Consider the following 10,473-nt stretch of genomic DNA (forward strand, 5'->3'; position numbering starts at 1 on the left):
GCTCAGGCGGTGCGCTCCGGGGTGCCGCGGCCGGTGCCGTGACGCAGGAGGTCGGCGCTCGAGGGCACGCGCTGGTGGTACCGGCGGTCGAGGAGGGTGTTGGCCGCCCAGCTCAGCAGGTCCCGCTCGCGGGCCGGCAGGTCCAGGCACTGGTGCAGGTACGCGCTGACCTCGAGCTCGTCGGCCGTCCCGCCCAGGTACAGGTAGCGGACCCAGAGCCGGCGGTGCCCGATCGACGCCCGCTCGAGCGCCTGGTGCAGTCCGACGGCCTGTTCCCGGCCCAGGGAGTCCTCCATCGTGGTTCCTTCCGTGCGGTGCGGGGGTGCGGGGGTAGGGGGTGCGGAAGCAGGGTGCTCGAGCTCCGGAGGGAGCACACACCCGCACCCACAGGCTCCACGGTAGGAAGGCGGCAGGGCCGGGGCCACGGTATTAGCGGAGGTACACCATTGTGTCCGAGTGTGAGGGAACACCCGGCCGGCACCCAGGCGACGCCGAGCCGCCCGGCCGGGTCAGGAGCCGACGACCGCCCCGTAGAGCTCCTCGAAGCGGGCGCGCGCGGTGCGGTAGTGCTCCGCGCGTCCGGGCACCGGCCGGTGCTCCGGCCCGTAGGGCGGGGAGGCCCGCTCCACGTCCGGGGCGAGGCTCTCGAGGGCGAGCAGGGCGGTGCCGCGCAGGGTCGCCCGCTTGAACTCAGCCCGCGCCACCGGCTTGCCGAGGGCGTCGGCGAGCAGCTGCAGCAGCTCCGGCACGTCCTGCGACGCGCTGCCGGAGGCCACCACGCGCTCCACGCCGCCGGCGGCGTCCTCGAGCTGCTCGGCCACCCGGGCGTAGGAGACCGCGACGCCCTCGAGCACCCCGCGGGCCAGGTCGGCCCCGGTGCTCGAGGCCGAGACGCCGGCGAACACCGCCCGGGCGCCGCCGGCCCAGCCCGTCGAGCGCTCGCCCGTGAAGAACGGCAGGACCACGGGGGTGGATCCGGACACGTCCGCGGCGGCGACGTCCGCGAGCGTGGTGCTCTCCGGCAGGGCCACCGTGCGCTCGAGCCAGGCGAGCGCCCGGCCGACGTCGTTGAGGGCGCCGCCCAGCAGGCACCGTGCCCCGTCCACGCGGTAGCACCACAGTCCGGTCGGCACCCGCTCGGGGATCCGGTGCAGCAGCACGCGCGCGGCCCCCGAGGTGGCGGTGGAGACGACCATCGTCGAGGCGTCGGAGCCGCCCGTGCCGAGGTTCGCGCTCAGCCCGTCGGCCACCGGCGCGAACCACGCCGCGCCCTCGAGGACCGGCCAGCGCTCGGCCACGGACGCGGCGACGTCCGGGATCGGCTCGTGCGGGTCGGCGAGCGGGTTGAACTGCTCCGCGTCCAGCCCGCAGGCCAGGAGCAGGGGCTCGTCCCACCGGCCCGTGCGGCGGTCCAGCATCCCGGTCCACGCGGCCGTGGCGGTCCCGGCGCGCGCGGTGCCCAGCAGTCGCAGGTGCACGTACTCGCCCAGGGACATCCACCGCCGGGCCCGCCCCCACGCCTCCGGGTCCGTCTCCCGGAGCCACCGCAGCCGCGGGGCCAGGTACGAGGTGTGCAGGCGGGCGCCCGTGCGCTGCAGGGCGGCGGGCTCGTCGAGCTCGCCGCGCAGCCCGGCCAGCTGCTCGGCGCACCGGGAGTCGGCGTAGGTGAAGCACGTGGTGACCGCGGCGCCGTCGGTCCCGACGCCGACCAGTGAGGACGCGAAGGTGTCCAGGGCGACGCCCGCGACCCGGCCGGCCAGTGCGGGGTCGGCCAGGACGAGGTCGAGGACCGCCGCGAGCTCCTCCGTCACCTGGTCGGGGTCGATCACGGAGGTCCCGTCCGCCGCGGTGGTGAACTCGTGCTCGATCTTGTGCCGGTAGCCCCGCACGGGGGTCCCCGTGGCGTCGTGCAGACCGCCCCGGCTGCCCGTGGAGCCGACGTCCAGGGCCATCACCAGCGGATCGAGGGCCTCGCGCAGGTCCACGCTGAACGCGGCGCCGTCGTCCGGCCGTGGGGGCGTCGGGTGGTGGCTCATGGTCGGCTCCTCCTGGGGGCTGCGCGGCTGGCCCCAGTGTAGGAGGCGGCGCGGCGCGACGGTCACATCGTGAGACGCGAGTCCGCCCACCAGGACGTTGCGGTCGAAAAGCGTATTCTGGACGGCGGACCGCCGGCGGCCGGCCCGGGTGCCCCACGGCCCGTGCGCCGCCCGCCCCGCCACCGGACATCCCCGACCGAGGAGACCCAGCTCCGCCATGCCCCACCTCCGCTCCCGCACCTCGACCCACGGCCGCAACATGGCCGGCGCCCGCGCCCTGTGGCGCGCCACCGGCATGGGCGACGACGACTTCGGGAAGCCGATCGTCGCGATCGCGAACTCCTACACGCAGTTCGTGCCGGGCCACGTGCACCTCAAGGACATGGGCGACCTCGTGGCCTCCGCGATCCGGGAGGCGGGGGGCGTGGCCAAGGAGTTCAACACCATCGCGGTCGACGACGGCATCGCGATGGGCCACGACGGGATGCTCTACTCCCTGCCCTCCCGCGACATCATCGCAGACTCCGTGGAGTACATGGTCAACGCCCACCGGGCCGACGCCCTGGTCTGCATCTCCAACTGCGACAAGATCACGCCGGGCATGCTGCTGGCCGCGCTGCGGCTGAACATCCCGGTGGTCTTCGTCTCCGGCGGGCCCATGGAGTCCGGCGAGGCCGTCGAGGGCGTCGTGGAGCACCGTCTGGACCTCGTGGACGCGATGTCCATGGCCGTCGACGAGTCCGTCACCGACGAGCAGCTGGGCCAGATCGAGCGCAACGCCTGCCCCACCTGCGGGTCCTGCTCGGGCATGTTCACCGCCAACTCCATGAACTGCCTCACCGAGGCCCTCGGCCTGTCCCTGCCCGGCAACGGCACCACGCTGGCCACCCAGGTGGCCCGCAAGGAGCTCTTCCTCGAGGCCGGCCGCCGGGTGGTGGACCTGTGCTGCCGGTACTACGAGCAGGACGACGAGTCCGTGCTCCCGCGCAACATCGCCACCAAGGCCGCGTTCGAGAACGCCATGGCCCTGGACATTGCCATGGGCGGGTCCACCAACACGATCCTGCACATCCTCGCCGCGGCCCAGGAGGGCGAGGTCGACTTCACCCTCCCGGACATCGACGCCCTGTCCCGCCGGGTGCCCTGCCTGTGCAAGGTCGCGCCGAACTCCACGCGGTTCCACATCGAGCACGTGCACCGCGCCGGCGGGATCCCCGCGCTCCTCGGCGAGCTGCGCCGCGCAGGCCTGCTCAACGAGGACGTGCACTCGGTGCACGCCCCGGACCTGGCCACCTGGCTGGACGAGTGGGACGTCCGCAGCGGGCGGTCCTCGGAGCGCGCCCGGGCGCTCTTCCACGCCGCGCCCGGCGGCGTGCGCACCACGCAGGCGTTCTCCACGGCCAACACGTTCGAGTCCCTGGACCTCGACGGCGAGGACGGCTGCATCCGCTCAGTGGAGCACGCCTACACGCGGGACGGCGGCCTGGCGATCCTCTACGGCAACATCGCCGAGGACGGGGCGGTCATCAAGACCGCCGGCATCGACGAGGAGCTGTTCCACTTCGTGGGGAGGGCCTTCGTGGTCGAGTCCCAGGACGAGGCCGTCTTCGAGATCCTGTCCAAGAACGTGGAGCCCGGCGACATCGTGGTCATCACCCACGAGGGCCCCAAGGGCGGTCCGGGCATGCAGGAGATGCTCTACCCGACCTCCTACCTCAAGGGCCTCGGCCTCGGCCGGGAGTGCGCGCTCATCACCGACGGCCGCTTCTCCGGCGGCACCTCCGGCCTCTCGATCGGGCACATCTCCCCGGAGGCCGCCGCCGGCGGCGCCGTGGGCCTCATCGAGACCGGCGACGAGATCGAGATCGACGTCGCCCGGCGCGTGCTGCGCGTGAACGTGGACGACGCGACGCTGGCCGCCCGGCGGCAGGCCAGGGGGCCGGCCCCGTGGTACCCCACGAAGCCGCGCGAGCGCCAGGTCTCCAAGGCCCTGCGCGCCTACGCCTCGATGGTCACCTCCGCGGACAAGGGCGCCGTGCGCGTGATCTGACCCCCTCCGGCCGTGATTCCGGCGCCCGCAGGGCACCGAGACGCGGGTCACTTCCACTAGAGTTCCGTCGGGGCGCGCAACCGCTGCGCCCGGTCTTTCACGCGGGCCCCGCAGACCCCACGCCGGGGACCCGCGTCCGTCACAGTTCGGAGCTGCAATGGAACTCGTCACCGATCTCGTGGGCACCCTCGGCGGCTGGGTGTGGAACGTGGTCTTCGCCATCCTCATCGGGGTGGGCCTCTACCTGACCGTCCGCACCGGCGTCGTGCAGCTGCGGCTGGTCCCGGAGATGTTCCGGGTGCTCAACGACAAGCCCGGTCTGGCCGAGGACGGCCAGAAGGGCATCTCCGCGTTCCGGGCCTTCACCGTCTCCGCCGCGTCCCGGGTGGGCACCGGCAACATCGCCGGCGTCGCGATCGCCATCAGCCTGGGCGGGCCGGGCGCCGTGTTCTGGATGTGGGTGATCGCCGGCATCGGCGCGGCCAGCGCGTTCACGGAGTCCCTGCTGGGCCAGCTCTACAAGATCAAGGCGCCCACCGGCTACGTGGGCGGGCCCGCCTACTACATGGAGCGCGGCCTCGGCGCCCGCTGGATGGGGCTGCTCTTCGCGGTCGTCATCACCTTTACCTACGGGTTCGTGTTCAACTCCGTGCAGTCCAACTCGATCGTGGACGCGCTCGGCGGCTCCCTCGGCGTGGACATCGCGGCGGCGGAGGCCCTGTGGTTCCGGATCCTGGTCGGCGCCGTGCTCGTGGGGCTGACCGCCGCGATCATCTTCGGCGGCATCCGCCGGATCTCCGCGGTCTCCGAGATCGTCGTCCCGATCATGGCGGTGCTCTACCTCCTGCTGGGCCTGCTCGTGGTCTTCCTGAACCTCGGCGAGGTCCCCGCCGTGCTCGGCCAGATCCTCGAGGGGGCCTTCGGCATCCGCGAGTTCGTCACCGGCGGGCTGATCGGCGTCATCATCCAGGGCATGAAGCGCGGCCTGTTCTCCAACGAGGCCGGCATGGGGTCGGCCCCCAACGCCGGCGCCACCGCGTCCGTGTCCCACCCGGCGAAGCAGGGCTTCCTGCAGGCGCTCGGCGTGTACTTCGACACCTGGCTGATCTGCTCGATCACCGCGTTCATCGTGCTCCTCTCCAACCCCGAGTTCGGCGGCCGGGAGGGCGCGTCCCTGACCCAGTCCGCGCTGGCCCTGCAGCTGGGCAACTGGGCGGTGCACTTCCTGACCGTGGCGATCTTCCTGTTCGCGTTCACCTCCGTGATCGGAAACTACTACTACGGCGAGTCCAATGTCCGCTTCCTCACGGGCTCGCCCGCGGCGATGACCGCCTACCGCGTGCTCGTGCTGGTGTTCGTCTTCGGCGGCGCCGTGCTGGCCCTGGACCTCGTCTGGTCCCTGGCCGACCTGTTCATGGCGGTCATGGCCACCATCAACCTGGTGGCCCTGGTGCTGCTCGCCGGCGTGGCCGTCCGGGTGCTCCGGAACTACGAGGCCCAGCGCAAGCAGGGCCTCGAGCCGATCTTCCACAGCGGCGACGTCCCGGGCCTGTCCGGGCTCGGCGCGTGGGACGGCACCGACGTGGTGACCACCCGCGGCTACTGGGACGAGCTGGCGCAGAAGCCCACGAGGACCCGCTGACGGTCACGGAGCAGCAGGCCGGGGCCGGGACCGCGTGGCGGCCCCGGCCCCGGCCCCTCTACAGTGAAGTCATGGAATCTCGTACGGACATCGACGCCTCGGCCCTGCGGCAGCTGCAGGCCCCCCTCAAGGAACGCTACCGGGAGCACCCCGAGGAGGCCCGCACGCCCCTGCACGCCCGCGGCGACTTCCGCGACACCGGGCTCACGACCACCGTCGACTCGTGGGCCGGGCCGGTGCGGGCCGGCCTGCACGCCGCCACCGGCGGTGACGGCAGCGACGCCTGCTCCGGGGACATGCTCCTCGACGCGCTCGCGGCCTGCGCGGGCGTGACCCTGCGCAGCGTGGCGACGGCCATGGGCGTGCCGATCCGGTCGGCCGAGCTCCGCGCGGAGGGCATGTTCGACGCCCGCGGGACGCTGGGCCTGGACCGGTCCGTGGCCGTGGGGGTCCAGGACGTCGTCCTCACCGTCCGCCTCGACACCGACGCCGACGACGCCACTCTCCAGCGGCTGGCCAAGTCGACCGAGCGGTACTGCGTGGTCAGCCAGAGCCTGAACACGGACGTGGCGTTCGTCGTCGAGCGCGTGTAGCGGCCGCACCCTCGCCGGACGCGGAGCGGCTCCGTGCGCCCCAGGGCGCACGGAGCCGTTCCGCGTTCAGGACAGGACCTGGCGCTTCGACGAGATGACCCCGGTGTTGAAGCCGGCCAGGTGGAGCCCGCCGTGGAAGCGGGCGTGCTCGATCTTCAGGCAGCGGTCCATGACCACGGAGAGCCCGCCCTCCTCGGCGATCCGGGCGGCCTCCTCGTGCCAGGACCCCAGCTGCAGCCACAGGGTCCGCGCCCCGACGGCCACGGCCTCGTGGGCCACTCCGGGGAGGTCGTCGTGGCGCCGGAACGCGTCGACGACGTCGGGCGTCTCCGGCAGGTCCGCGAGGGACGGGTAGACGGGCCGGCCCATGATCTCCCGCAGCGCCGGGTTGACGAAGTACACCCGGTACGGCGAGGAGGACAGCAGGTAGGTCGAGACGAAGTAGGAGGCGCGGGACGGCTTGTCGGACGCGCCCACGACGGCGATCGACTCGGTGCCGTGCAGGATGCTCAGCCGCTCGGGCGCGCTCGGCCCCGTCCACGTGCGGGTCTCGGCGGTCATCGGAGCGCTCCTTCGGTCGTGACGTCGGCGTCGGCGTCGGCAGCAGCGGTGTCGTCGGCGGTGGCGCCGGCCGGGGCGCCGGCCGCGCGGCCGGGGGTCTCCCGGGGCAGGCCGGTGGCCGCCGTGAGGGCCTGGTCGAGGTCCCAGAGGATGTCCTCGACGTCCTCGAGGCCCACCGACAGGCGGATGAGGTCCTCCCGCACCCCCGCGCCGACCAGCTGCTCGGCGCTCAGCTGCTGGTGCGTGGTGGAGGCGGGGTGCAGGACGAGGGTGCGGGCGTCCCCGATGTTGGCGAGGTGGCTGGCCAGCTGCAGGTTCTCGATGAAGCGAGCGCCGACCTCCCGCCCTCCGAGCCGGTCCGTGGGGGAGACCCCGAACGCGAACACGGAGCCCGGGCCGAGGGGCAGGTACCGCCGGGCCCGCTCGTGATGGGGGTGGCTCTGCAACCCGGCCCAGTTGACGTAGGAGACCCGGGGGTCCTCCTCCAGCCACCGCGCGACGGCCCGCGCGTTGGCCAGGTGCGCGTCCATGCGCTGCGGCAGCGTCTCCACGCCCTGGAGCAGGTTCCAGGCGGACTGGGGCGCCAGGGCGGGGCCGATGTCCCGCAGCTGCTCGGTGCGCAGCCGGGTCAGGAATCCGTACTCCCCGAAGTTCCCCCACCAGGTGACGTCGTTGTACGTGGGCACCGGCTCCGTCATGGACGGGAAGTTGCCGTTCGCCCAGTCGAAGCGGCCGGACTCGACGACGACGCCGCCCAGCGTGGTGCCGTGCCCGCCCAGGAACTTGGTGGCCGAGTGGATGACGATGTCCGCCCCGTGCTCGATCGGGCGGACCAGGTACGGCGGGGTCATGGTCGAGTCGACGACCAGCGGCACGCCGGCCTCGTGCGCGACCGCCGCCAGGCCCTCCAGGTCCGCGACGTCGCCGGAGGGGTTGGCCACGACCTCCGTGTAGACGGCCTTGGTGCCCGGGCGCACCGCCGCCCGGTAGTCGGCGGGGTCGGTGCCGGGGACGAACGTGGTCTCGATCCCGAAGCGGCGCAGGGTGACGTCCAGCTGGGTGACCGTGCCCCCGTAGAGCTGGGCGGAGGCCACGATGTGGTCCCCGGCCTGGGCGAGCGCGGCGAACACGAGGAACTCGGCGGACATGCCGGAGGCGGTGGCCACGGCGCCGATGCCGCCCTCGAGGGACGCGACGCGCTCCTCGAACGCCGCGACGGTCGGGTTGCCGATGCGGGAGTAGATGTTGCCGTACTTCTGCAGGGCGAACAGGTTGGCGGCGTCGTCGGCGTCCTTGAAGACGAACGAGGTGGTCTGGTAGATCGGGACCGCACGGGCGCCGTGCTCGGCGTCGGGGGTGCCCCCGGCGTGCAGGGCGCGGGTGCGGAACCCGAACTGGTGGTCGGCCATGGGGAAGCTCCTCGTGCGAGTGGTGCCGCTGGACGGTCCCGGGCGTCAGGAGGGTCCCGGCGGGGGTGCCGGGGGTGCGGTGCCCCATCGGTCCTGGCGGTAGCACCGTGCGGTCTGCGACGTCGACCACGGTTGCTGCGGCGTCGTCGGTCCAGGTCCCTCGGCCGCTCGGGATGGCTGCCTCCCATTGTGCTGCCCGGGGCCGCCCCGCGCCAACCGCCGGCCCGGGGCGGCGCCGCCCGCACCCCGGGCGGGCCGGCCGGGGCGCTATGATCTGCGCCATGCGCGGAAGGCGCCCGCCTTTCCCGCGCCGACGACGCTGCGGAGGACCTGGTGACGAGGACACGGCACTACACCATCGACGTGATCGCCGGTGACGGCATCGGCCAGGAGGTCATGCCGTCCGCGCTGCGCTGCGTCGACGCGCTGGCGCAGGCGCACGGCTTCACCGTCGACTGGCGCGAGCGGGGGTGGGGCTCCGACCACTACCGGGCCCACTCCCGGATGATGCCCGTCGACGGCATCGAGCAGCTCGCCTCCGGCGACGGCGTCCTGCTCGGGGCGGTGGGCGCCCCGGACATCCCCGACGACGTCACCCTGTGGGGCCTGCTGATCCCCATCCGCCGCGAGTTCCACCAGTACGTCAACCTCCGGCCGATCCGGATCCTCCCGGGCGTGACCTCGCCCCTGCGCGGGCTCGACGAGCTGGACCTCGTCGTCGTCCGCGAGAACATCGAGGGCGAGTACTCCGAGGTCGGCGGCCGGCTCTACCGCGGCCGGCCCGAGGAGATGGCCGTCCAGGAGTCCGTGTTCACCCGCGCCGGCGTCACCCGGATCGCCCGCTACGCCGCCGAGCTGGCCCAGCGCCGCACGGGCCGGCTGGTCTCGGCCACGAAGTCCAACGGCATCATCCACACCATGCCGTTCTGGGACGAGGTCGTGGAGGCCACGGTCGCCGAGTACCCGGGCGTGACGGTCGAGAAGGTCCTCATCGACGCGCTGGCCGCCCGGATGGTCCTCAAGCCGCGGAGCGTCGACGTGATCGTCGCCTCCAACCTCTTCGGCGACATCCTCTCCGACCTCGCCGCCGGGGCCGCCGGCTCGATCGGTGTCGCCCCCAGCGCGAACCTGAACCCGGAGAAGACCCACCCGTCCATGTTCGAGCCGGTGCACGGCTCCGCCCCCGACATCGCCGGACAGGGCATCGCCAACCCCGTGGGCACGATGTGGGCGGCCGCCATGATGCTGGACCACCTCGGGGAGACCGGGGCGGCCCGGCACCTGGAGTCCGCCTTCGAGCAGACCATGGCCGGCGGCACCCTGACCGGGGACCTCGGCGGGACGGCGAGCACGGAGCAGTTCACGCAGGCCGTGCTGGCCCGGTGCACCGACGCCCCCTGACGCAGGAGGCGGCACGACCAGGGGGGCCCGTGGACACCCACGGGCCCCCCTGCGCCGGGACGAGGACGGGCTAGATCACCAGGCCCAGGGCGAAGGGCCCGATGAGCACGGTGAAGATCGTGATCAGGATGACGCCCACGATGTTGAGGACGATGCCGCCGCGCACCATCTCGGCGATCTTGACCTGGCCGGTGGCGAAGACGATGGCGTTGGGCGGGGTGCCCACGGGGAGCATGAACGCGCACGTGGCCGCCAGCGCCGCCGGGATGAGCAGCGTCATGGGGTCCACCCCGATGCCGACGGCGACGCCGCCCAGGATCGGGATGAAGGTGGCCGCCGTGGCGGTGTTGGACGTGATCTCGGTCAGGAGCAGGACGATCGTGACCACCGCCGCGAGCAGCAGGACGATCGGCAGCGCGCCGAGCCCGGAGACCTGCGCGCCGAACCAGGCGTCCAGGCCCGTGCCGGCCACGGCGGCGGCCAGCGACAGACCGCCGCCGAAGAGCAGGAGCACGCCCCACGGGAGGCCCTCCTCGGCGTCCTTCCACTCCAGGGTCATGTTGCCCTGCTTGTCCCCGGGGAGCAGGAAGAGCAGCACGCCGGCGCCGATGGCGACCACCGTGTCGTCGAAGAGGTCCAGCCAGGGCAGCTGCTCGCCGATGGTGCCGATGCCGGACAGCAGCCCCGGGACGATCCAGAAGAACGCGGCGATGACGAACACGGCCAGGACGGTCCTCTCGCCCTTGCTCATGGGCCCCAGGGCGGCGATCTCCTCGTTGAT

At 73.0% G+C, this 10,473-nt stretch carries 9 protein-coding genes; 4 read left to right on the forward strand and 5 right to left on the reverse strand.

Features of this window, described 5'->3' with window-relative positions; translation table 11 throughout:
* Window positions 1–2 precede the first annotated feature (2 nt).
* Together H488_RS26190 and H488_RS26195 are read right to left on the reverse strand one after the other, a co-directional pair.
* Window positions 3–296: a hypothetical protein gene (locus H488_RS26190; protein ID WP_017833121.1), complete on the reverse strand. Its 294-nt coding sequence runs from the start codon at window positions 294–296 to the stop codon at window positions 3–5.
* Between the two features lie 213 nt (window positions 297–509).
* Window positions 510–2,036, reverse strand: a complete 1,527-nt coding sequence (locus H488_RS26195) for a gluconokinase (protein ID WP_017833122.1) — start codon at window positions 2,034–2,036, stop codon at window positions 510–512.
* A 217-nt stretch (window positions 2,037–2,253) separates the two neighbouring features.
* Between H488_RS26195 and ilvD the strand changes: the two genes are divergently transcribed.
* From ilvD to H488_RS26210, 3 genes are all read left to right on the forward strand, one after another.
* A complete protein-coding gene (gene ilvD, locus H488_RS26200; protein WP_017833123.1) occupies window positions 2,254–4,086 on the forward strand; it encodes a dihydroxy-acid dehydratase in 1,833 nt (610 codons plus the stop codon).
* A gap of 157 nt (window positions 4,087–4,243) precedes the next feature.
* Entirely contained in the window at window positions 4,244–5,728 is a 1,485-nt protein-coding gene (locus H488_RS26205; protein WP_017833124.1) for an alanine/glycine:cation symporter family protein, read from the forward strand.
* Window positions 5,729–5,799: 71 nt separating this feature from the next.
* Window positions 5,800–6,321 (forward strand): OsmC family protein, encoded by a 522-nt coding sequence (locus tag H488_RS26210; protein WP_017833125.1) that lies wholly within the window; start codon window positions 5,800–5,802, stop codon window positions 6,319–6,321.
* Between the two features lie 66 nt (window positions 6,322–6,387).
* Here the strand turns inward: H488_RS26210 and H488_RS26215 are convergent, their stop codons facing one another.
* Window positions 6,388–6,882: a CoA-binding protein gene (locus tag H488_RS26215; protein WP_017833126.1), complete on the reverse strand. Its 495-nt coding sequence runs from the start codon at window positions 6,880–6,882 to the stop codon at window positions 6,388–6,390.
* The gene (locus H488_RS26220; protein WP_017833127.1) at window positions 6,879–8,291 is read right to left on the reverse strand and encodes an O-acetylhomoserine aminocarboxypropyltransferase/cysteine synthase family protein; all 1,413 of its coding nucleotides are present in this window, start codon (window positions 8,289–8,291) and stop codon (window positions 6,879–6,881) included. Before H488_RS26220 ends, H488_RS26215 begins: the two co-directional genes overlap by 4 nt.
* Before the next feature lie 333 nt (window positions 8,292–8,624).
* Here H488_RS26220 and H488_RS26225 point away from each other — a divergent pair, with 333 nt between their 5' ends.
* Entirely contained in the window at window positions 8,625–9,692 is a 1,068-nt protein-coding gene (locus H488_RS26225; protein WP_017833128.1) for a tartrate dehydrogenase, read from the forward strand.
* A 70-nt stretch (window positions 9,693–9,762) separates the two neighbouring features.
* Here the strand turns inward: H488_RS26225 and H488_RS26230 are convergent.
* A partial coding sequence (locus H488_RS26230; RefSeq protein ID WP_017833129.1) for an SLC13 family permease occupies window positions 9,763–10,473 on the reverse strand: 711 nt, incomplete at its 5' end.

This window comes from Kocuria sp. UCD-OTCP, assembly GCF_000349605.1.
In the GTDB taxonomy this organism is placed as follows: Bacteria; Actinomycetota; Actinomycetes; order Actinomycetales; family Micrococcaceae; genus Kocuria; species Kocuria rosea.